Raw genomic sequence first — 21379 nt, 5'->3', positions numbered from 1 at the left:
TGGGGCAGGCGCATCCGGAAGTACCCGCAGCCGCACGAGCGGCACGATACGGAGGACAGCGTCCATGACGGACTCGAACGGCCTGAGCCGCAGAGGTTTTCTGACCCGAGGCGCCGCGGTCGGAGGCCTGATCGCGGTCCCCGCACTGCTGACCGCCTGCTCCAAGACCAACCCCAAGACCGGCCAGGCCGAGGGGCAGTCGACGCTGCAGAAGGCCCGCAAGCAGGGCTACATCAAGATCGGGTTCGCCGGCGAGGCGCCGTACGGCTTCAACCAGGGCAACACCCCGACCGGCGAGGCGCCCACCCTTCACAAGATTATTTTCAAGAAGCTCGGCATCCCCGAGATCCATGCCAGCGTCGTCGACTTCGACGCCCTGATCCCCTCCCTGAACGCCAATAAGTTCGACGTGGTCAGCGCGGGTATGGCGATCACGCCGGAGCGCTGCGCGAAGGTCATCTTCTCCGAGCCGGAGTTCATCGGGCCCACCGCGCTGATGGTGAAGAAGGGCAACCCGATGAAGCTCACCGACCTGGCCTCCTGCGCCAAGGCGAACGCCAAGGTCGGCGTCCTGACCGCGGCGGTCGAGGACGGCTACGCCAAGAGCGCCGGCGTCAAGAGCATCACCACCCTGCCCGCCCAGCAGGACGGCCTGGACGCGCTGGTCGCCGGCCGCATCGACGCCTTCGCGCTGACCGGGATCTCCCTCAACTGGCTCTCCAAGTCGGGCAGCAACAAGGGCAAGCCGGTGCAGGTGCTGACCCCGTTCGTGCCCGAGGTCAAGGGCGTCAAGCAGTACAGCCCGGGCGGCGCGGTCTTCCGCAAGGCCGACACCTCGCTGCGCGACGCCTTCAACAAGCAGCTGCTGGCGATCACCGGCAACCCGTCGGAGTACGTCCAGCTCCTCGGCAAGTACGGCTTCGGCAACTCCGAGGTGCCGCCGAAGGGCCTCACCACGGCGAAGCTCTGCGCCGGAAAGGCCTGACGGACGGGAGCACATGGACACCTTCTTTCACCAACTCGACCTCGTCCTCCCCCGGTTCTGGTCGGGCGTCTGGCTGACCGTCGAGGCGACCCTGCTGGGCGGCGCGCTGGCCTTCGTGCTCTCCTTCGTCCTGGGCCTGATGCTGCGGTCCGAGACGCTGGTGCTGCGCGGGCTGGCGCGCTTCGTGGTGGAGTTCTTCCGCGGCACGTCGATCTTCGTCCAGCTGTTCTTCCTCTTCTACGCGCTGCCGGGGCTGGGCTTCCAGCTAGCGCCGCTCTTCTGCGGGGTGCTGGCGTTCGGCCTCAACTACGGCGCGTACGGGGCGGAGATCGTGCGCGGCTCGATCAACTCCATCCCCGCACCGCAGTGGGAGGCGGGCGTCGCGCTCAACATGACGGCCGGCCAGCGGATGCGGCGCGTCATCCTGCCGCAGGCCTGGGCGCGGATGATCCCGCAGTTCACCAACCTGCTGATCCAGCTGCTCAAGGACACCCCGCTGCTGTCGCTGATCCTGATGGCGGACGTGACCTACGTGATGCAGCAGGTGCGGCAGGCGTCCGGCAACTCGATCGCGGCGTACGGGCTGGTGCTGCTCGTCTACCTGGTCCTCGCCTACCTGCTGACGCTGATCATGAACCTGTTGGAGATGCAGGCCAAGGCGAAGCTGGGCGAGGGCCGCGGCGTGCGGGGCCTCTTCACCGCCCGCACCGCTCCCGGCGGAGCCGGCAGCCCCGGCGGAGAAGGGGTGGTCGGCCCGTGAACTGGTCCGCAATGGGAGGGGTGGTCCGCCCGTGAACTGGTCCGCAATGGGAGACGCCTTCCCCTCCGTCATCGCCGCCTTCTTCAAGGTGACGCTGGTCTCGACGGTGGTCGGCACCGCGGTCGCGGCCGCGCTCGGCCTCGTCTGGGCGATCCTGGGACGCTCCCGCACCCGCTGGGTGACCGTCCCCGTCAAGGTGGTCGTGGAGTTCATCCGCTCCACCCCGCTGATGATCCAGCTCTTCGCGCTGTGGGTGCTGCTCGGCTCGCTGCCCACCGAGGTCATCGGGATCGCCATGCTCGGGATCCACTTCTCGACGTACATGTCGGAGGTGTACCGGGCCGGCATCGACGCGGTGCCGCGCGGCCAGTGGGAGGCCGCCACCGCGCTGTCGCTGCCGCGGTCGCACACCTGGCGGGCCGTCATCCTCCCGCAGGCGGTGCGCAATGTGCTGCCCGGCCTCGGCAACTACGCGATCGCGATGTTCAAGTACACCCCGTTCCTGTCCGTCATCGGCGTCGGCGAGATGGTGCGGACCGCGCAGGACTACGGCTCGAACCACTTCGAGTACCCGCCGGTCTTCACCCTGTGCGGCCTGATCTTCCTGGCCGCCAGCTACCCGACGTCCCTGGCGATGCGAAAGCTGGAGAAGCGCCTTGGCCACTGAACCCGCGAACCCCGAGGCGGACGCCTCCGCGACCGCGCCGTCCGCCGCCTGCATCAAATTCGACCAGGTGGTCAAGCGCTTCGGCAGCAACACCGTCCTGGACCACCTCGACTTCTCCGTCGACCGCGGCGAGCGCGTCACCCTGATCGGCCCGTCCGGCTCGGGGAAGACCACCATCCTGCGGCTGCTGATGACGCTGGAGAAGGTGAACGACGGCGTCATCTGGGTCGACGACGAGCCGTTCTCCCACATGCGCACGCCCGGCGGCCAGCTCCGCCCCGCCAACGAGAAGCACCTCTCCGCGATCCGCCGGAAGATCGGCATGGTCTTCCAGCAGTTCAACCTCTTCCCCAACATGCGGGTGCTGCAGAACATCACCGAGGCGCCGATCCACGTCCTCGGCCAGGACCGCGCCAAGGCCGAGGCCCGGGCGCGCGAGCTGCTGGAGATGGTCGGCCTCGGCGACCGCGCCGACGCCCACCCCTCCCAGCTCTCCGGCGGCCAGCAGCAGCGCGTGGCGATCGCCCGCGCGCTCGCCATGGACCCGGAGATCCTCCTCCTCGACGAGGTCACCTCCGCGCTCGACCCCGAGCTCGTCGCCGACGTCCTCAACGTGCTGCGCGACGTGGCCCGCGAAACCGACATCACCATGCTGATCGTCACCCACGAGATGCAGTTCGCCCGCGACGTCTCGCACCGCGTCCTGATGTTCGACCACGGCCGCATCGTCGAGTCCGGCCCCCCCGACCAGATCTTCGGCAACCCCACCGAGGAGCGCACCCAGCGCTTCCTCCGCGCGGTCCTCGAGGAGCGCTGACCACCCCTTCGGGGGTGGTCACGAGCACCCCCGAAGGTCGTGTAATGTTTCCTCCTGTCGACGGCAACGCCGACAACGCGCCGCTAGCTCAGTTGGTTAGAGCAGCTGACTCTTAATCAGCGGGTCCGGGGTTCGAGTCCCTGGCGGCGCACCCGCAGAAAAGGCCTCCGGCATCACGACCGGGGGCTTTTTCCGTTTGGTGGCATCGATCCCGCGCGCCGACATCGAAGCCGCACGCGGCCGGATGGCCGCACGGGTAGGCGGGGCCGGCCGCCGCCTGCTGGACGCCCTCGCCCTGGCCGTCGCGCCGAGTGACCAGGTGGAGCTGCTCGCCTTCGCGCGGCTGGCCCGGGAGCAGGGCTGTTCGCCCTGGAGGCCCAGGTGCTACGGCCGCACCACCTCCGTCGGCACCTAGGACGCATCCCGCCTCACCTCCCGCTTGCGCCGCCGACCAGTTCGGCATCTTCGTCACCATGAACCCCGTGGCACTTCTGTGCGGCAAGGAGATCATCGACATCCTCCGCAAGCCATTCACACCACCCCGGATGCCGTCCGCACGAGCCCACCAGCCCGGTTCCCCGCATCCGGAGGGCGAAGCCGCGAGGAACCGATAGCTGCCAGTTGCGGCGGCCTCAGGCCCTCACGGCACCGCCACCACAAAGTCAGTGCATGTGACGCCCAACTCGCCCCGCACGGCCCCTTCGGCGCCGCTAGAGTTACTCGAGTGGAGAACTCGGTGCACAACGCACAGCCCGTGCTGCCTGGGTCCGAGCCACCGCGCGATAGCGAGATCGAACAGGTGCGCATCGAGCTCCAGGCGCTAGACCCGGACGGCCGCCGCTTCGCCGCAGCGATCCGGCGGACCTTCGACATGCTCCTCGACGGTCGCAATACTGGCCGCTTCCGCTGGGAACAGCTGTTCAAGACCGAGAAGACCCACTGCGGTACTTTGGTAGAGATCAACCTCCAGCGGGAGTTCGGCTTCGATGGCGGTCAGTCCATGGACTACTCGGTTACCGGTATCGACGTGGACTGCAAATACTCCCAGGCCATGTGGCATTGGACAATCCCGCCCGAGGCGATCGGTCACATCTGCCTCTTGGTGTGGGCAGACGACCAAGCCGGTATATGGAGCGCCGGCCTTGCCCGGATCACCGACGATATCCTTAACCAAGGTCGCAACCGCGACGGTAAGAGCACCATCCGCGCCGCCAAACGCGGACGCATCACCTGGCTACACCGTGATGCCACTCTGCCTGAGAACGTGCTGCTGCGCCTACCTCAAAGTGACATCGACGCAATCTTCGGCCAGAGCTCCGGCCAGGCCAGAGTCAATGAGCTCTTCCGTCGCGCCCAGGGCCGGATCATCAGCCGCGCCACCATCGCTACTGTGGCGCAACAGGAGGACTACATGAAGCGCGTCCGAGGCAACGGCGGCGCCCGCACCCACCTCCGTCCGGAGGGCATCATCGTCCTCGGGCAGTACTCCAGCGACGCCCAGCTAGCTGGGGCACTTGGCGTGCCGGTCCCCGGACGCGGCGACTCCATCAGTGTGCGGCTGGCCCGCGTCGACCTGTCCTTTCCTGACGTCCCGGTGGTTGAAATCAACGGTGCGCAATGGAGAGTCGCACGACCGGAAGACCCCGTGCAGCCAGCTCCAACCCTGCCCAAGCGATGAGCAAGAAGAAGAGCCCGCAAACTGACGAGAACAGCGGCTCATGGGCTGCCCCCGAAGGCTCCTGGGCGTCGTCAGCAGCCAACCGCAAGAGCATGCTCGGCAACCGCAACAGAGATACTTCCCCAGAGCTCGCGCTTCGCCGTCTGGTCCATGCCGCCGGCCTGCGCTACCGAGTTGCCGCGAAGCCCCTCGCCAAGATGCGCCGCACCGCCGACATGGTTTTCCGCCCAACCCGCATCGCAGTCTTCATTGACGGCTGCTACTGGCACGGCTGCCCCGATCACTTTGTCCAGCCGAAGACCAACCCGGAGTACTGGGAGAATAAGATCGGGGGCAACATCCGCCGCGACCGCGAAACCGACCAGCGGCTCACCGATGAAGGCTGGCTGGTGCTGCGTTTCTGGGAGCACCAGCCAGCCGAAGAATGCGCTGCGATCGTAGAAGACGCAGTCCGCACCCGCCGTCAGGCTCTTGGAACTGGGCGGCGACGGCGTGCGTAGCCACGTTACTCAGCATCGCCACAGGGATGGTGGACACGCTTCCATGCGCAGAATCAGCGGCTCCCCGCGTATTGACGCTCGCCGCTCGACTTCGCATCGAAACCTGCCGGATCCTGCACAGGGACAGTTGACATTTGCTCCTCGGCATCAGCGAGGGCCTTGCGAATTGCTTGGCCGACCGCGCGGGCGACCGGCGGAGGAAAGGCATTACCCACCTGCCGGTACTTTGCGGTCTTGCGGCCCTCGAACTCCCAGCCCTCAGGAAAGCCTTGAATCAGAGCGGCCTGACTCGGTGTCAGCATGGGGCCATCTTCGCCTAGAAGGTGCCGCACATAGTTGGCATCGGCAACCTCATCGGCAACACCGAGCCCATTGACACCCAGTACGCTCCAAGCCTTCTTCGCGCGAGTCGGCCCCAAGTCTGCACCTCCGTGCTTCTTCGAACCGCCGACCAGGGTCGGGGCAACGGAACCGGACTCAGAAGCGCGCTTCTCCCAGGCTGCGTACCGCTCCTCAATGAGGGGCAGCAGGCTGTGCTCGTCATTCTCCTTCGCCCATGCAGTCAGTTCGTCATATCGCCGCCTCATCGAAGGCTGCAGCGCTCGGTGAACCGTGAAAATCTCCTCATCCGCCCCCTCGGGAAGCCCCTTGAAGTACGGGGCGTACTCCCTCCTCACTGCGACGAGGATGGCCCTTGGACGAAGCTGAGGGACGCCGAAGTCGCGCGCCTCAAGAACCTTCCACCATTCCTCACGGGCTTCATATCCGAGATTTCGGAGGTCCTGGAGGATCTCGCTACGATACTCGGAGAACTTCTCAGGCGGCTCCAGCAATCCGCGGACGTTTTCAATCATGACCGCTTTGGGTCGCAGAGCCTCTACCATACGCATCATCACCGGGAAGAGGTCGCGCTCGTCATCCCGGCCGAGTTGTTTTCCGGCGAGGGAGAACGGCGGGCATGGCACTCCACCGGCAAGCAGATCGATCTCAACCACCTCGCCGTCCTTGACCAGGCCGAGGGCCGAGGCTCCAAAGCTCCCTGCCGCCTTCGGATCCGGATCAACGGTGAACCCGTTGAGGTCGCGCTCGAATACTGCAGTTTCCTTTGCGCTAAGGCGTGCGGCGTTCTTCCGCAGAGTCTTGCAGGCATCCTTGTCGTACTCGATGAGAGCCAGGTGTTGAAACCCCGCCTGGTGCAGGCCAATAGCCTGGCCGCCAGCGCCCGCGCAGATCTCCACGGATGTGAACCTACGCCTTGCAGCCGCCATCAGGACCCTCCCTGCGCCGCGCTCATGCACGGGATTGTGGGCAGTTGCGGAGTCTGCCGCCGCCACCTGCACCGCTGAACTACGAACCGGTCGGCCCGTCGCGTCGATCGTGCCAGCAGGGGCACAGAGTTCCAAGCGCCTCACTCGGCCTCCACTGAACCGGCCGAACCATGGCATCCGTCCGGCCCAAGAGAGTCAGTCTAGATTCAACCTCGGACATCGGCGTCCGCAGCCCCAGCGGCGGCAAGGAGCCACGGCGCGAGCCCACGCCGCAGAGGCATCCAACCCTGCTGGCCAGTGCGGTGCTCCCGGCCGGACACGCGGCTCCGGTATCCTCGTCACCCTTCCGCGATCCGCGCATCTCCGGCACCCGACGCCCCGTCAGGAGTAGCATCATGTCGAACGCATGTACCTACCGGTGGCCCCTGTGGTCGGGCAACTCATGAATGGCGAGCCTGAAGACCAGCCGCTCCCGCTCCCCGGCAGTCCAGAACTCTACGATCTGGTCCGGGGCACTGAAGAGCGCATCGTCTACCAGATCCTCTACGAGACCCGCGACGCACCACTGACCATGCGCGAGATCGAGGACCGAGTCCAGCACCAGTACGGAGTGCAGAACAGCTGGACCAACCGGCGACTGCGCCATTTACGCCGCTACTTCAACGTCCCGGCCACGAGAACGCCAGGCGCTGCCAACCAATTCGTTTATCCGCTTGCCGGTTGGAGCGCCGCGGTCAAGGCCGGCGCTGAGCGGTCCAAGGAGGTCCGGCCTTCGGTAGCCGCCCAGGTACGCATGGAGTACGGGTACCGCTGCGCAGCCTGCGGACGCTCTCCCAAGGATGACGCCGTCAAACTGCAGATCGACCACAAGATCCCTCAGATTCTCGGCGGCGACAGCGAACCGGACAACCTCCAGACTCTCTGTACGGCCTGCAACCACGATAAGCAGGCGATGTTCAAGGACTTCAAGGAGGACTTCGAGCCCCTCCGCCGCGCCATTGTCCTGGACGAAGTGCATATGCGCATCGGGGAGCTACTCAAGGCCAAGGAGGGGCAGGATGTTCCCGTCGCCCTGATCAATCTCGTCGCCCGCGAGGAGAACCGTGGCGACCCAACGAAGAGGCTTCGGGAACTGCGCCAAATCGGCTGGGTAATCGTCAATAGGAAGAAGAGGGATGGTCGACGAATGCTGTCCTTCTACCGAGTCGAACACTGGGAACCGTGGCCGGAGGGCGGGCCAGGCCTTGCCGTAGCCAAGATCGAACATGAGCGCAAACTCCGCAAAGCAGAGGAAATGCGACGACGCGGCCACGCAGGCTAGGCCCCTGGGCGTGACGCCCATCCTAGGCATGGGGATTGCCTGAACCTGCTTCAGGTCGCCGTTGTCGGGCCCGAGGTCGTGCCGCCGGTGTAGAGCTGGGTGCCCGTGACGATGGTGTCCATCACGGACGGCTTGGGGGCCGTCGGGGTGGCGTCGAAGCCGAAGCGGAGGGTGGCGTAGTAGTGGCCGGCGGTGGCTTGGGGGTTGGGGCTGGGGAAGGTGACGGACTCGACGTAGCCGGAGGCGCCCGAGGTGGGGGTGACCTTCCAGCGGATGAGGTAGCCCGGCTTGCCGGCGACGGTGACGGGCTTCTGCTCCAGGACGGTGTGGGACTTCAGGGTGCCGTAGCCGTCCTTGGCGTTGGCGGCGATGTCGGAGGCAGCCGCGGCCTTGGCGGTGGCGCCCTTGGCGAGGTACGTCGAGGCGGAGCCTCGGACGCAGCCCTGCTTGGACTGGGGGCAGGAGTACTTGCCGATCGACATGAAGGCCAGCCCGTTGGTGCTGCTGGCGGCCTCCGCGGTCCAGCCCTTGGGGACGGGGAGGGTGATGCCGTTGACGGCGTCGAGGACGGTGCCGGGGGGTGCGGCGGGTGCGGACGGGGCCGCGGATCCGCCTCCGCCGCCCTGGGACGGGCGCGGCGCGGACGGACGCGGGGACGGCGACGCGGCCGCCGTGTGGGAGGGCGAGCCGTTGCCGCGGAGGGCGAGGTACGTCCCGCCCGCCCCCGCGGCGAGGAGGATGACGCCCGCCGCCACGGCCGCGCCGATGACGCGGCGGTTGCGGCGCCGCGCAGCAGGCGGCGCCGCGGGGCGGATGTCGTCCGTCCAGGCGTCGCCGTCCCAGCGGCGCTCGAAGCCGTTCTCGACCGGGTACCAGCCCGCGGGCGGGGGCGTGTAGTCGCTCACCCGATCGAGGGTAGGCGCGGCCGTGCAAGCAGGGCGTCAGTAGACGCTGTGAGCACTCACCACTCGGCGAACGAGCCGTCCTCGTGCAGCCAGACGGGGTTGTGCCAGGAGTCGAAGCCGTCCGCCTCCCGCACCGCCTTCTCGTCGATGTCGACGCCCAGCCCCGGGCGGTCCGTCCGCAGCAGGTAGCCGTCGTGGAAGCGGAACGGCTCCGGGTCGGCGACGTAGTCCAGCAGCTCGGCGCCCACGTTGTAGTGGATGCCGATGCTCTGCTCCTGGATCAGGAAGTTCTGGGTGCAGAAGGCCACTTGGAGGCTCGCCGCCAGCGCCAGCGGCCCCAGCGGGCAGTGCGGGGCGACGGGCACGTCGAACGCCTCGGCCAGCGCCGCGATCCGCCGCACCTCGGAGATCCCGCCGGCGTGCGAGAGGTCCGGCTGCAGCACCGCCACGCCGGCCTGCAGCGCCGGCAGCATCTCGGCCCGCGAGTAGAGCCGCTCCCCCAGCGCGATCGGCACCGGCGAGGCCGCGACCACGTCCGCCAGCAGGTGCGGGTACTCCGGCACCACCGGTTCCTCGACGAAGAGCGGGTTGAGCTCGGCGAGCCGGGGCAGCACCTTGCGGGCGTTGGCGGCGGTGAAGCGGCCGTGGCAGTCGAGGGCGAAGTCGCGGTCCGGGCCCAGCACATCGCGGGCGATCGCCGCCCGCTCCAGCACCCCGTCGATCTCGGACGTGGTGGCGAGGCGGCTCATCCGCCCCGAGGCGTTCATCTTCACCGCCGTGAAGCCCGCCTCGACATGCTTCCCGATCTGCTCGCGCAGCTCGCTCGGCTCGTCGCCGCCGACCCAGGTGTAGGCGCGCACCCGCTCGCGCACCGCGCCGCCGAGCAGCTGGTGGACGGGGGCGCCGAAGTGCTTGCCGGCGATGTCCCAGAGCGCCTGGTCGATGCCGGCGACGGCGGAGGAGAGCACCGGACCGCCGCGGTAGAAGCCGGCCTTGGTCATCTGCTGCCAGAGGCTCTCGATGCGCAGCGGGTCGGCGCCGATGAGGTACTGCTCGGCGAGTTCCTGGACGGCCGCGCGGACGGTGGCGCTGCGGCCCTCGACGACCGGCTCGCCCCAGCCGATGTGGCCCTCGTCGGTCTCGATGCGGCAGAACAGCCAGCGGGGCGGCACGGCGAAGGTCTCGACGCGGGTGATCTTCATGGGGTGTGGCTCCAGACAACGTGGTGCAAGCGAAGTGTGCAACGGGGTGTTCGGGTTCAGGAGGAGGTCTTGTAGACGGACCAGCCGCCGTCCACGACGAGCGAGGCGCCGGTGACGAAGGAGGCGTCCGCGGAGAGCAGGAAGGCGACGGCGCCGGCCACCTCCTCGGGGCGGCCGAGGCGGCGGGCGGCGGTCTGCTCGGCGCTGCGCCGCCGGTCCGCCTCGTCGATGCCGTCCCAGGCGCGGGTGAGGACGGGGCCGGGCAGCACGGCGTTGACGCGCACCTCGGGCCCGTACTCGACGGCGAGTTGGCGGGCGAGCCCGGTGAGGCCGGCCTTGGTGGCGGCGTAGGCGGGACGGCCGGGCAGCCCGACGAGGGCGTGCACGGAGGAGACCAGCACCGCGCTGCCGCCGGTGGCGCGCAGGTCGTCGAGGCAGGCGCGGACGCCGAGGAAGGCGCCGGTGAGGTTGACGTCCAGCTGGCGCTGCCACTCGGCGGGCGGCAGCGCGTCGGCGGGGGCGACGCGCACCGTGTAGGCGTTGCCGACCAGGGCGTCGACGGGGCCGAAGGCGGCGCGGGCGGCGGCGACGGCCTCGGTCCAGGACGCCTCGTCGGCGACGTCGCAGCGCTGGAAGCGGGCCCGGTGGCCGCGGTCGCGGAGGGCGGCGGCGGTGCGCTCGCCCTGCTCGGCGTCGATGTCGGCGATGAGCACGCCGGCGCCGTCGGCGGCGAGGCGGTGCGCGACGGCCGCGCCGATCCCGGTGGCGCCGCCCGTGACGAGGGCGGAGCGCGGGTGCGGGTGCGGGGTCGAGCGCGGGGTCGGGCTCGCGCTGCTGGTGGCGGTGGCGGATCCTGGAGTCATCGGGCATATTAAATATGAATTATTGAGCGATGCCAAGGCGACAGCCAGGACGGGAGCCGCGCAGTGACCCAGCGGGACGGCAGGGCCCAGGGGATGCATGCCCAGGTGGTGGAGGCGCTGGGCGCGCGGATCGTGGCCGACCCGGAGCAGGGCCTCGACCCCCGCGACCTGGGCGCCGAGTTCGGGGTGAGCCTCACCGTGATCCGCGAGGCGCTGCGGGTGCTCTCCGCGAAGGGGCTGGTCGCGGCGCGGCAGAGGCGCGGCACCTTCGTCCGGCCGCGCGCCGAGTGGAACCTGCTCGACGCGGACGTGGTCCGCTGGCGGATGGCCGGCGGCGAGGGGAGCGCGCTGCTGGGCGATCTCGCGGAGATGCGGGCGCTGGTCGAGCCGTCCGCGGCCCGGCTGGCGGCGGAGCGCCGCACCGACGCCGACCTCGAAGCGCTGGAGGAGGCCCTCGCCGCGATGGCGTCGGCCAAGCAGCCGGACGGGGCGGCCGCCGCCGACGCGGAGTTCCACCGCGCGCTGCAGGCCGCCACCGGCAACGAGATGCTGGCCCGGCTGCACAGCCTCCTGGAGCCGGCGCTGCGGGCCCGCGACACCCTGGTGCACAGCTCGTCCGGCGGCGAGGACGACCCCGTCCCGGGGCACCGCGCCGTGCTGGACGCGGTCCGCGCGCGGGACGCGGACGCCGCCGCCCGCGCCATGGCCGAGCTGCTCGCCCATGCGGAGCACGACGCCCGCCAGGCCGCGCACGGCACCGCACCCGGCAGCTCACCCGGCGCCGCACACACCACCGCGCCGGGTGCGGGGCACCCGGCGCGGTGAGGGGGAAGAACCGACGGACGGGCCGTCAGCCGTTCAACTGATCCGTGCTCACCACGCCCAGTAGTAGCGCGCGGTCGGCGTGCCCACGCCGGTGACGTCGTCCCAGCCGCGGGTCGCGTGCAGCGAGCTGTCGTGGCCGAAGGTGCGCAGCGAGGTGACCAGGCCGCCGGAGGCGTCCACCGAGTTGACGAAGTCCACGCGGACGTTCGCGATCGGGGTCTTGCCCAGCGGGTTGTCCGTCACGTCGTGGTACCCGCCGGTGCGGTACTGCGAGTAGATCATCGGGTTGGCGAACCCGATCACCCGGTGCTGGGCCTGCTGGCGCAGCGCCTCGACGCCGGCGATCACCGGGCAGGAGAGCGAGGTGCCGCCGATGCGGTACTCGGAGTACTTGTCGGTGCCGTCGGGGAACGCCTGGGTCTGACCCACCGAGAAGCCGGTCTGCGGGTCGGCGACCGCCGAGATGTCCGGGACCGCGCGCATCGCGGTGGAGCCGTTGGCCTTCGCGATGGAGTTCGGCACGACGCCCTTCTGGTAGAAGGGCTGCTTGATCAGGACGCTGGTGCCGCCGCCCGCGCCGGACTGGAAGGCGCCCGGCAGGCTCGTCCAGCTCTTGCCGTTCGCGGCGAGCGTGGTCTTCTCGGTGCCCCAGCCGGTCTCCCACATGTAGTGGTCGCCCTTGCCGACGGCGAGCGAGGTGCCGCCGACCGCGGTGGCCCACGCGGAGTTGGTCGGGGAGCCGATCTGCTTCGTGCCGGTGGCGGCCAGCTCGTCGCCGTCGTCGCCGGTGGAGAAGTAGAAGCCGATGCCCTCGACCGCGCCCATCTGGAACGTCTGGTCGTAGACGGCCGCGTCGGCGGCGGTCTCGCCGGCCTCGCCGCCGCTCCAGGAGTTGGAGACGATGTCGGCCAGGTGCCGGTCGACGACCGTGTTCAGCGCGTCGACCAGGTCGTTGTCCATGCAGGACGAGGCGCCGACGTAGGTGACCTTGGCGTCGGGCGCGACGGAGTGCGAGGACTCCACGTCCAGCGACTCCTCGCCGTACCAGCCGGAGGCGCCGCACTCGGTGGTGGAGTTGTAGGAGCTCGGCAGCACCTCGGAGTACTGGCCGGACGCCCAGGCCTTGTCGCCGTGGTTCTTGATGTACTGGTCGGAGTCGGCGCGCATCGTCGGCGAGGCGTACGCGTCGACGATGGCGATGCGCGAGCCCTTGCCGGTGAGGCCGCCGGCGCCGTAGGCGGCGCGCAGCTGCTTGCCCGTGTAGCCCTTGACGACGTACGGGTGCGAGGTGCCGTAGGCGTCCGGCACGTTCTTGGCGGTGTTCGAGCCGTAGTAGCTGCTGAACGGGCCCGAGTTGACGAACGCCGCGCCCGGGCCGGGCAGGGTGTCGTCGTGCTTCGCCATGTGCGGGGCGTTGTCCAGGCCGGTGACGCTGAGCACGGCGCCGTTGAGGCTGTCGGGCACCGAGGCCGTGGTGGCCGGCGCGCGGTAGGTGTGCCCGGACTTGCGGTAGTTGCGCAGCTGGGTGGAGAACGCCTTCTGCGTCGCGGCGGCGGTGCCGCTGATCGCGATGTAGTGGCGGTTCGCCGCGGTGACGGTGAGCCCCTGGCCCTTCAGCCACTGGGAGACGGCGGCCTGCTGCTCGGCGCTGGCGCCGAACCTGGCCTGCGCCTGGCCCGCCGTCAGGTACTTGCCGTACGAGGCCGACTGGGGGTCCGAGACGGACCGCGCGTAGGCGGTGAGGCCCTGGGGGTCGCGTCCGGCGAGGTAGACCCGGGCGTTGACGGTCGCCGTGGAGGCGGTGGCCCCCTGGGCGGCACTCGGCTTGGCCCACGCGGGGTGGGTGCCGGGAACGGCGTCGCGGCCGGCGGGTGCGCCGGACGCGGACGGGGCGGCGTTCGCCGGCGAGCCGAGGACGAGTGCCCCCGCGATGAGCGGGAGCGTCGCGGCTATGCCGACGCCTGCGCGCCTTCTGAGACGTGCGGTGTGCGCGGAACTCATGGGACTCCTTGCGGTACACCAGAGGGACCCGAAACGCGTGCGCGCCCTGGGGCGCGCAGACAACTCGTCATACTGCCGTTCGACGGGTGGCTGATGCAGTCATGCAAGGGTCAAGAATTGACCAAGTCCGGTTGTGAGGCGTGGTTTTGGGTGGGGATATCCTCGTGCCATGAGTGAAGGCGGAGCGGTGGCGGACGGCATCGGGGTACTGCGGATCGATCACGTGGGCATCGCCGTGCCGGACCTGGACGAGGCGATCGCCTTCCACGAGCGGACGTTCGGGCTGCGCTGCGTCCATGTGGAGGAGAACCGGGAGCAGGGGGTGCGCGAGGCGATGCTCGCGGTCGGCGAGGGGGACGCGCGGATCCAGCTGCTGGCGCCGCTGGACGCGACGTCCACCATCGCCACCTTCCTGGAGCGGCGCGGGCCGGGGCTGCAGCAGCTCGCGTACACGGTGGCGGACATCGAGGCGGCGTCGCGGACGCTGCGCGAGCGCGGGGTGCGGCTGCTCTACGAGGCGCCCCGCCGCGGCACGGCGGGGTCCCTCGTCAACTTCGTCCACCCCAAGGACGCCGGCGGCGTGCTGCTGGAGCTGGTCCAGCACTGACTAGCCGAGCAGCGCGTCCAGGTAGGCGTTGCGGAACGTCCCGGACGGGTCCAGCTCCTCGCGCAGCGCGGCGAAGTCCGCGAACCGCGGATACGCCTCGCGCACCTGACGTCCCGCCAGCGTCGACACCTTCCCCCAGTGCGGCCGCGCCCCCAGCGGTGCCAGCGCTTCGTCGATCGCGCCGACCACCGGCAGGATCGCCGCCTCGTCGCGCACCCAGGTGAAGTGGAAGGCCACCGTGTCCCGCCCGTAGGCGCCGCTGAGCCACAGGTCGTCGGCGGCGACCGTGCGGATCTCCGACACCTGCGCCACCGCCGCGATCCGGTCCCCCAGCGCGCGCAGCGCCGCCATCCCGCGCACCGCCTCCTCGCGGGGCAGCAGCCACTCCGACTGGATCTCCGCCCCGACACTCGGCGTCCCCTCGGGGAGGAAGTGCGGGAGCCGGCGGTGCCACGGCCCGGGCACCCCGCACTGCGGCGTGGTGTCGGCGATCCGCTCGGCGGGCGTGCCCGGGATGGGGTGCACGTTCTCCGTGGCGAGGGATCCCCCCAGCAGCGACGACGCCGGCCCGGACGCCCCCGCCCCGAGGCGCTGCTTGAGCCAGAGCTTGGCGCGCCCGTCGTCCCATCTGGTGAAGACCGAGACGCTGTCGGCCAGTTCGAAGGCCGCCGCGAAGTCGGCGGCGACCGCGTCCAGCGCGACGTCCGTGTAGACCCACTGGGCGACCCGGTAGGCCGGCTCGATGCGCAGCGTGATCCGGGTGGCGATGCCGAGCGCGCCGAGCGAGACGACCGCGCCGGGGAAGACCTCCGGGTCGGCCTCCCGGGTCAGCGTGCGCAGCGCGCCGTCGGCGGTGAGCAGTTCGAGGCCGACGACGGCCGCGGCGAGCGAGGGCACCCCGGATCCCGAGCCGTGGGTGCCGGTGGCGACCGCGCCGGCGACGGTGATGTGGGTGAGCGAGGCGAGGTTGTGCAGCGCCCAGCCGCGGGCGTCCAGCGCGGCGGCGGCCTCGGCGTAGCGCATCCCGGCGGGGACGGTCGCGGTGCGGGCGTCCTCGTCGACGGTGATCGCGTCCGGGTCGGCGCCGAGCGCGTCGAGGCGGACCAGGTCGCCGTCGGTGTCGGCGACCGTGCTGAAGGAGTGGCCGCAGCCGAGGGCGCGGACGCGTCCGGGCGCGTCGGCGACCAGCCGGCGCAGCTCGTCGAGGGTGCGGGGACGGTGCAGGCGGGCGGCGCCGAAGGCGAGGTTGCCGGCCCAGTTGGTGAGCGTGGCGGCGGCGGGCTCGCCGGTCGGCTGTGGTGCGGTGGTCATGACCGGGATTCATTCATTCCGGCGGGCCCGCCGTAAAGGGGCGTGTCACCATCCGGCCGCCCCTCCCCGCCCCGCCCCGCGCCGTCAGTCCGGCGGGAAGACCGCCATCCGGCCGATGAACAGCTCCAGGCGCTGGTCGGTGAACTCCTCGGGGGTCCGGCCGGCGCGGGCCAGGGTGACCTGGCCGTGCAGGAAGGTCCAGAACACCTCGGTGAAGAGGGCCGGGTGGACGCCGTCGCCGGCGACCTCGCCGAAGACCTCCAGCATCGCGGCGAAGGCGTCCTTGAGCGGTTCGGGCGTCTCGTCGGAGGCGAACAGCAGGCCGCCGTCGAGCTGGAAGATGGCGTCGTAGAGCGCCGGGTTGCGCCGCCCGAAGTCGAGATAGGCGCGGGCGACCGCGGTGACCTTGGCGCGCAGGCCCTCCGCGCCCGCGGCCGCGGCGCGCGCCACCTGGGCCAGCTCGGTGCAGCCGTCCATGGCGACGGCACCGATGATCTCCCGCTTGCCGCGGAAGTGGCTGTAGAGGACGGGTTGGCTGTACTCGATGCGCTCGGCGAGCCTTCGGGTGGTGACGGCGTCCCAGCCGTCCTTCTCGGCGAGTTCCCGGGCCGTCTCGACGATCAGACGCTCTCGCCGGGCCCGCTCGCGCTCCTTGCGTTCCTGTACCGACATAAAAGAATCCTAGCACCGCTAGACATGAGAGCGGCAGTAGTACTAGCTTTGCCTCACCACCTAGCGGCGCTAGGAAACCTCGCACCGGAGGACGGTGCACCAGCGCCCGGCATCCCTGGAGGGGTCATGCTCAACGCACTCGAGGTCGTCACCGTCGTCGTCACCGGTGTGATGGTCGGGGTCGAGTTCGCCGTCGCCACCGTGCTCAACCGCATCTTCGCCGGGCTCGGGGCCGAGGCCGAGCTGGCCGGCCGGGCGCACGGCGGCCGGATGCTCGGCCGGCTGATGCCCTTCTGGTACTTCACCGCGCTGGGGCTCAGCGCGATCTGGGCCGGCTTCGCCTGGGGCGACCACGGCGCCGGGCTGGTGGTCGCCGCCGCGGCGATGCTGGTCGTCAGCGTCCTGATGTCGGTGCTGGTGCTCGTGCCGATCAACAACCAGAGCAAGAACTGGACGCCGGAGACCGCGCCGGAGAACTCCCGGGAGCTGGCGCACAAGTGGGACGTCTACCACTACTTCCGCGTCACGGTCATCATCGCCGCCTTCGCCCTTCAGGTCTGCGCGCTGGTCTGACGGAGCGTCGGGCCGCCGGCCGGCGCCTGTCCCGGGCCCCTACACCCACCCGGCGCCGGGCGCAGGCACCCCTACTCCGCACGCGGTATCCGGAGCGCGGAAAGCCGCTCCCCCGGTGGGACGCGTGCGCCCGGGGCGGCATCGCACCATCTAGGGCGTGTACGGGGCTCTCCCGCGGCGTCGCGACGCCCGGCACACACGCTCGCCGCACGGGACGCCGCTCCTCCCTCCGCGGGAGAACCCCGTACACGCCCCAGCCGAACCGCAATCAGCCGCAGAAACAAGGAAGGTCGAGCGAGCCATGGCATCCCCCGTCTCACCGCCCCCCTCCGGGGCGGCACCCGCGACCAGCGTCCCGCCCACGACCGCCACCGCGAACGGCGAGGCGCGGCCGGACCGGCCCCGGGGCACCGCCTTCGGCCGGCGCTCGATGATCACCGCGCGGGTGGCCCTCGGCCTCACGGCGCTGCTGATCATCGTTCAGTCGGTCACCGCCGGCGGCTTCCTCCAGGGCCGCTACGGATTCCTCGACACGCACTCCGCCAACGCCGGGATCCTCGCCCTGGTGCTGCTGGTGGGGCTGATCGCCGCGATCCTCGCCTGGCGGCCGGGCCGGGTGCCGGGCGCCGGCGGGACGGCGGTGCGCGCCGCGGTGATGATGGTGCTCGTCCCCGTGGAGATGATCCTGGGCTACAGCCGGGTGCTGATCGTTCACATCCCGCTGGCGCTGCTGCTGCTGATCGGCGCGGTGACGGCGGCCCAGCAGGCCGCGGTCCCGCAGCGCCGCCGCAAGGAGAAGAAGAGCGGCGCGGAGGCCCGGTCATGAGCGAGCGTCAGCTGCGCCGCCGCGCCGTGCTGGGCGCCGGCCTCGCCGGCGGGCTGGGCATCGCCGGGCTCGGCATCGGCTTCGGCAAGGACATCGCCCGCCCCGGCCAGCCGGGTTCGCTGCTGGCCAGCCGCGCCAAGCTGCCGGCCGCGTACCAGGTGCCGCTGCCGATACCGGCCGTCGCCCGGCCGGCGAGCACCGCGGGCGGCACCGACCACTACGCCATCACCCAGCGCCCGGCGAACGCCCGGCTGCTGCCGGGCGGGCTGGTCACCCCGCTGTGGACGTACGGCGGGACGTTCCCCGGGCCGACCATCGTCGCCAAGCGCGGCCGTCCGGTGACCGTCGCGCACCGCAACGAGCTGGACCGGCCCTCGGTCGTCCATCTGCACGGCGGGCACACCCCGCACGACAGCGACGGCTACCCCATCGACCTGATCATGCCGGCCGGCATGAAGGACATGGGCGGCATGCACGACAGCATGCCCGGGATGCCGAGGATGCCGGGGATGACGCTGCCCAAGGGCGACGTCACCCAGGGCAGCCGCACCTACAGCTATCCCTCGCAGCAGCGCGCCGCCACGCTCTGGTACCACGACCACGTCATGGGGTTCACCGGGCCGGGCGTCTGGCACGGGCTCGCCGGCTTCCACCTGGTGACCGACGACGAGGAGGCGGCGCTGCCGCTGCCGCGCGGCGACCGCGACATCCCGCTGATGATCGCCGACCGGTCGTTCGCGGCCGACGGCTCCTTCCAGTACCCGGCCGCCCCGCACGGCGACCCCGGCGTCACCCGCTCCTGGATCAACGGGGTGCTGGGGGACGTGGTGCTGGTCAACGGCGCGCCCTGGCCGACCCTCGAAGTGGACCGGGCGCGCTACCGCTTCCGCATCCTCAACGCCTCCAACGCCCGCCGCTACCGGCTCCAGCTGGACCCGCAGCCGGCCGGCGGCGGGGCGCTGGTGCAGATCGGCTCGGACGGCGGGCTGCTCGACCGGCCGCGTCCGCACGACCGCATCGACATCGCGCAGGCCGAGCGGTTCGACGTGGTGGTGGACTTCTCCCGCTACAAGCCGGGCACCCAGGTGGAGTTGCGCAACCTGTTCGCCTCCGGCGGCCCGGGCAAGGTGATGCGGTTCACCGTCCGCTCCACCTCCGGCGCCGCGGACGACAGCCGGGTGCCGGCGAAGCTGTCCGCGATCGAGCCGCTGGCGGCCGGGTCGGCGACCGTCACCCGCAGCTTCCTCTTCCAGCGCAAGGGCGACGGCACCGGGATGGGCTGGACCATCAACGGCGAGGACTACCACCCGGGGCGTACGCTCGCGGCGCCGCGGCTGGGCCGGGTGGAGCGCTGGCGGTTCGTCACCGACGTCCACCACCCCATCCACGTCCACCTCGACCCGTTCCAGGTGGTGGCCCGCAACGGCGCCTCGCCGGGCGAGTACGACCACGGCTGGAAGGACACGATCGACCTGCGGTCCGCGGAGTCCGCGGAGGTGCTGGTGCGCTTCTCCGACTACAGCGGGCGGTTCCTGCTGCACTGCCACAACCTGGAGCACGAGGACATGGGCATGATGGCGGACTTCACCGCCTCCTGACGGGGTATCGGGCGTGCGCCCCGGGAAGTACCGCAAAGGTGCGCCGGACGTGCGATGCGCACCCCGGTCCGCCCGGCGCATCGTTTCCCCATGCTGCTCATCGAGATAGTCGTCCCCATGGGGGACACCCGCAGGGACCACGAACTGGTGGCGCTGGGGCGCCGCATCATCGACGAGATCGTCCAGGAGGAGACCGCCCCCCGGGCGGTCCTGGACCGCACCAAGGCGCTGAGCCGGGTGGTCTTCCACCGCCCGGCGGTCTCCGTCACCGGCGCTCCGGGGGACGGCCCGGCGCACCGCTGGTCGGTGCGGATCACGCTCCCGCACGACTGGATGCCGGGCGCCGGGATCTTCGTCAAGAGGATCAGCCGGCTCCTGGGCAAGGACGGGGTGTGGGTGTACGTGGTGCCGGCCGCCGAGGGCGGGCTGGGGGCCGAGGGCCGGCTGCTCTCCCAGTCCGCGCTGACGTCCCTGATCACCGAGCCGTACCGGTCGGCCGGGCACCGGCCGGAGCCGGGCATCGACCCGGTGTGCGGCATGGCGGTGCCGCAGGCCGCGACGCTCGCGCTCCGGTTCGAGGAACTGGATCTCGGCTTCTGCAGCGAGGCCTGCCTGCTGCTCTTCGCCGAGGAGCACGGGCTGCCGGCGCGCCCGGCGGAAATGCAGGTGCCGGAGACGTAGGCGGCGTCCTAGCGTGGCAGGGTGAATGCTGCCATCGACATCCGCACTGTCCGCGACGACGACCACGATCTGACCGAGTGGAGCCGGGCCGTGCACACCGGCTTCCTCTCGCCGCCGGTCGAGGACGACGTCTCCAAGATCCTGGCGTTCCTCCGGGGACTCGCCTTCGACCCGTCGCGGATCATCGGGGCGTGGGAGGGCGACCACTGCGTCGGCACCTACCGCACCTACGGGTTCGAGCTGACGACGCCCGGCGGCGGCTCCGTGCCGATGGCGGGGGTCTCGGCGGTCACCGTCCAGCCCACGCACCGCCGTCGGGGGCTGCTGCGGCGGATGATGACGGCCGGCCTGGAGGACGCCGTCCGCCGGGGCGAGCCGCTGGCCGGGCTCTACGCCGCCGAGCACGGCATCTACGGGCGGTTCGGCTTCGGCCGGGCGGTGGCGAACGAGGTCGGCTACGACGTCGACCTCAACCGGAGCGGGGGGCTGCGCGCGGAGGTGGGGGCGCTCGCCCCCGGCGCGCGGATCGACCTGGCCTCCATGGCCGAGCTGCGCAAGATCGGCCCGGGGCTGCACGAGCGGTGGCGCCGCACCCAGCCGGGCACGGTCAACCGGCTGCCCGACATCTGGAAGGTGCTCACTGGCGAACTCCCCGGCCCGGGTTCCGACAAGCCGTTCGAGCCGCCGTTCGTCGCGGTGCACCGGGACGCCTCCGGCACGGTCACCGGGCTCGCCGTCTACGCCGTCGAGCGCCGGTTCGAGAACGGCACCCCGGACGGGGTCCTCAAGGTGGACAAGCTGTTCGCCCTCGACACCGCGACGGAGCAAGCCCTCTGGCGCTACCTCAGCGAGGTGGACTGGGTGCGGCATCTGAAGGTGCCGCGGCTGCAGCCCGACTCGGCGCTGCCGCTGCTGCTCGTCAACCCGCGCGGCGCGCGCCGCACCGAGGCGCCGAGCGAGTGGCTGTGGCTGCGCATCCTCGATCCGGAGCAGGTCTTCAACGGCCGCGCCTACCGCCGGGTTCCGGGGCGGACGGTCTTCGAGGTGGCGGACGCGCTCGGCTACGCGGCCGGCACCTGGGTGCTGGAGACGGACGGCGAGGGCGGCGGCCGGCTGACCCGCGCCGCGCAGGGGACGGCCGCGGATCTGGCCCTGGACGTCTCCGCCTGGTCGGCGCTGTGCCTGGGCGGCGAGTCGACGCCCCGGCTGGTCGAGGCGGGCCTGGTGCAGGAGCTCACCCCGGGCGCCGTGGAGCTGGCCGACCTCCAGCTGCGGACGTCGGCGGCGCCGTTCTGCTCGGACGGGTTCTAGGTGGCCCG

At 70.8% G+C, this 21379-nt stretch carries 22 protein-coding genes and 1 tRNA gene; 16 read left to right on the top strand and 7 right to left on the bottom strand.

Translation table 11 applies throughout. The features are described 5' to 3' along the window. Positions 1 to 64: 64 nt before the first annotated feature. The 8 genes from ehuB (at position 65) to BIV57_RS06650 (ending at position 5407) form a co-directional block, all read left to right on the top strand. The gene (gene ehuB / locus BIV57_RS06685; RefSeq protein WP_071655721.1) at positions 65 to 985 is read left to right on the top strand and encodes an ectoine/hydroxyectoine ABC transporter substrate-binding protein EhuB; all 921 of its coding nucleotides are present in this window, start codon (positions 65 to 67) and stop codon (positions 983 to 985) included. Between the two features lie 13 nt (positions 986 to 998). Beyond that, a complete protein-coding gene (ehuC, locus tag BIV57_RS06680; RefSeq protein ID WP_071655720.1) occupies positions 999 to 1745 on the top strand; it encodes an ectoine/hydroxyectoine ABC transporter permease subunit EhuC in 747 nt (248 codons plus the stop codon). 46 nt (positions 1746 to 1791) lie between these two features. Continuing rightward, entirely contained in the window at positions 1792 to 2412 is a 621-nt protein-coding gene (gene ehuD, locus BIV57_RS06675; RefSeq protein WP_071655719.1) for an ectoine/hydroxyectoine ABC transporter permease subunit EhuD, read from the top strand. Further along, positions 2402 to 3229 carry an ectoine/hydroxyectoine ABC transporter ATP-binding protein EhuA gene (gene ehuA / locus BIV57_RS06670; protein ID WP_071655718.1) on the top strand — a complete coding sequence of 276 codons (828 nt, stop codon included), beginning with the start codon at positions 2402 to 2404 and terminating at the stop codon, positions 3227 to 3229. Before ehuD ends, ehuA begins: the two co-directional genes overlap by 11 nt. Before the next feature lie 77 nt (positions 3230 to 3306). Further along, positions 3307 to 3380, top strand: a tRNA-Lys gene (locus BIV57_RS06665). 93 nt (positions 3381 to 3473) lie between these two features. After that, complete coding sequence (locus tag BIV57_RS24950; RefSeq protein WP_175548681.1) at positions 3474 to 3644, top strand: hypothetical protein; 171 nt, start codon at positions 3474 to 3476, stop codon at positions 3642 to 3644. 309 nt (positions 3645 to 3953) lie between these two features. Further along, positions 3954 to 4907, top strand: coding sequence for a NaeI family type II restriction endonuclease (locus tag BIV57_RS06655; protein WP_071655716.1), 954 nt, complete (start codon positions 3954 to 3956; stop codon positions 4905 to 4907). Continuing rightward, on the top strand, positions 4904 to 5407 hold the full coding sequence (locus BIV57_RS06650; RefSeq protein WP_071655715.1) for a very short patch repair endonuclease: 504 nt from the start codon (positions 4904 to 4906) through the stop codon (positions 5405 to 5407). Before BIV57_RS06655 ends, BIV57_RS06650 begins: the two co-directional genes overlap by 4 nt. Before the next feature lie 53 nt (positions 5408 to 5460). On the opposite strand, the gene BIV57_RS06645 is transcribed toward BIV57_RS06650, so the two are convergent. Further along, a complete protein-coding gene (locus BIV57_RS06645) occupies positions 5461 to 6645 on the bottom strand; it encodes a DNA cytosine methyltransferase (protein ID WP_336445550.1) in 1185 nt (394 codons plus the stop codon). 436 nt (positions 6646 to 7081) lie between these two features. On the opposite strand from BIV57_RS06645, the gene BIV57_RS23975 reads away from it, so the two are divergent. Continuing rightward, positions 7082 to 7996 carry an HNH endonuclease gene (locus BIV57_RS23975; RefSeq protein ID WP_107409484.1) on the top strand — a complete coding sequence of 305 codons (915 nt, stop codon included), beginning with the start codon at positions 7082 to 7084 and terminating at the stop codon, positions 7994 to 7996. 50 nt (positions 7997 to 8046) lie between these two features. Here the strand turns inward: BIV57_RS23975 and BIV57_RS06635 are convergent, their stop codons facing one another. From BIV57_RS06635 to BIV57_RS06625, 3 genes are read right to left on the bottom strand one after another with little or no spacing between them, the layout of a single operon-like run. After that, positions 8047 to 8901 (bottom strand): hypothetical protein, encoded by an 855-nt coding sequence (locus BIV57_RS06635; protein WP_071655713.1) that lies wholly within the window; start codon positions 8899 to 8901, stop codon positions 8047 to 8049. Between the two features lie 56 nt (positions 8902 to 8957). Then, positions 8958 to 10103, bottom strand: a complete 1146-nt coding sequence (gene dgoD, locus BIV57_RS06630; RefSeq protein WP_071655712.1) for a galactonate dehydratase — start codon at positions 10101 to 10103, stop codon at positions 8958 to 8960. 56 nt (positions 10104 to 10159) lie between these two features. After that, entirely contained in the window at positions 10160 to 10966 is an 807-nt protein-coding gene (locus BIV57_RS06625) for an SDR family NAD(P)-dependent oxidoreductase (RefSeq protein WP_071655711.1), read from the bottom strand. 93 nt (positions 10967 to 11059) lie between these two features. On the opposite strand from BIV57_RS06625, the gene BIV57_RS06620 reads away from it, so the two are divergent. Continuing rightward, positions 11060 to 11791, top strand: coding sequence for a FadR/GntR family transcriptional regulator (locus BIV57_RS06620; RefSeq protein WP_079170085.1), 732 nt, complete (start codon positions 11060 to 11062; stop codon positions 11789 to 11791). Positions 11792 to 11839: 48 nt separating this feature from the next. Here the strand turns inward: BIV57_RS06620 and BIV57_RS06615 are convergent, their stop codons facing one another. Next, entirely contained in the window at positions 11840 to 13792 is a 1953-nt protein-coding gene (locus tag BIV57_RS06615) for a S53 family peptidase (RefSeq protein ID WP_071655709.1), read from the bottom strand. A 169-nt stretch (positions 13793 to 13961) separates the two neighbouring features. Between BIV57_RS06615 and mce the strand changes: the two genes are divergently transcribed. Then, on the top strand, positions 13962 to 14399 hold the full coding sequence (gene mce, locus BIV57_RS06610; protein ID WP_071655708.1) for a methylmalonyl-CoA epimerase: 438 nt from the start codon (positions 13962 to 13964) through the stop codon (positions 14397 to 14399). Here mce and BIV57_RS06605 read toward each other — a convergent pair whose 3' ends face one another. Both BIV57_RS06605 and BIV57_RS06600 read right to left on the bottom strand, forming a co-directional pair. Beyond that, on the bottom strand, positions 14400 to 15710 hold the full coding sequence (locus BIV57_RS06605) for a D-arabinono-1,4-lactone oxidase (RefSeq protein ID WP_071655707.1): 1311 nt from the start codon (positions 15708 to 15710) through the stop codon (positions 14400 to 14402). Positions 15711 to 15794: 84 nt separating this feature from the next. Next, a complete protein-coding gene (locus BIV57_RS06600; RefSeq protein ID WP_071655706.1) occupies positions 15795 to 16382 on the bottom strand; it encodes a TetR/AcrR family transcriptional regulator in 588 nt (195 codons plus the stop codon). Positions 16383 to 16508: 126 nt separating this feature from the next. Here BIV57_RS06600 and BIV57_RS06595 point away from each other — a divergent pair, with 126 nt between their 5' ends. The 5 genes from BIV57_RS06595 (at position 16509) to BIV57_RS06575 (ending at position 21371) form a co-directional block, all read left to right on the top strand. Beyond that, the gene (locus BIV57_RS06595; protein WP_071655705.1) at positions 16509 to 16955 is read left to right on the top strand and encodes an anthrone oxygenase family protein; all 447 of its coding nucleotides are present in this window, start codon (positions 16509 to 16511) and stop codon (positions 16953 to 16955) included. A 301-nt stretch (positions 16956 to 17256) separates the two neighbouring features. Then, positions 17257 to 17781: a hypothetical protein gene (locus BIV57_RS06590; RefSeq protein ID WP_071655704.1), complete on the top strand. Its 525-nt coding sequence runs from the start codon at positions 17257 to 17259 to the stop codon at positions 17779 to 17781. After that, on the top strand, positions 17778 to 19379 hold the full coding sequence (locus tag BIV57_RS06585; RefSeq protein WP_217651698.1) for a multicopper oxidase family protein: 1602 nt from the start codon (positions 17778 to 17780) through the stop codon (positions 19377 to 19379). The genes BIV57_RS06590 and BIV57_RS06585 overlap by 4 nt, the downstream gene beginning before the upstream one ends. Positions 19380 to 19469: 90 nt before the next feature. Next, the gene (locus BIV57_RS06580) at positions 19470 to 20060 is read left to right on the top strand and encodes a hypothetical protein (RefSeq protein WP_139275482.1); all 591 of its coding nucleotides are present in this window, start codon (positions 19470 to 19472) and stop codon (positions 20058 to 20060) included. A 21-nt stretch (positions 20061 to 20081) separates the two neighbouring features. Next, positions 20082 to 21371: a GNAT family N-acetyltransferase gene (locus BIV57_RS06575; protein WP_071655702.1), complete on the top strand. Its 1290-nt coding sequence runs from the start codon at positions 20082 to 20084 to the stop codon at positions 21369 to 21371. The last annotated feature ends 8 nt before the right edge of the window (positions 21372 to 21379 follow it).

It is taken from the genome of Mangrovactinospora gilvigrisea, assembly GCF_001879105.1.
In the GTDB taxonomy this organism is placed as follows: domain Bacteria; phylum Actinomycetota; class Actinomycetes; order Streptomycetales; family Streptomycetaceae; genus Mangrovactinospora; species Mangrovactinospora gilvigrisea.
Note: the sequence above shows the minus strand (reverse complement) of the source record. Positions and strands in the feature narration are given on the sequence as shown.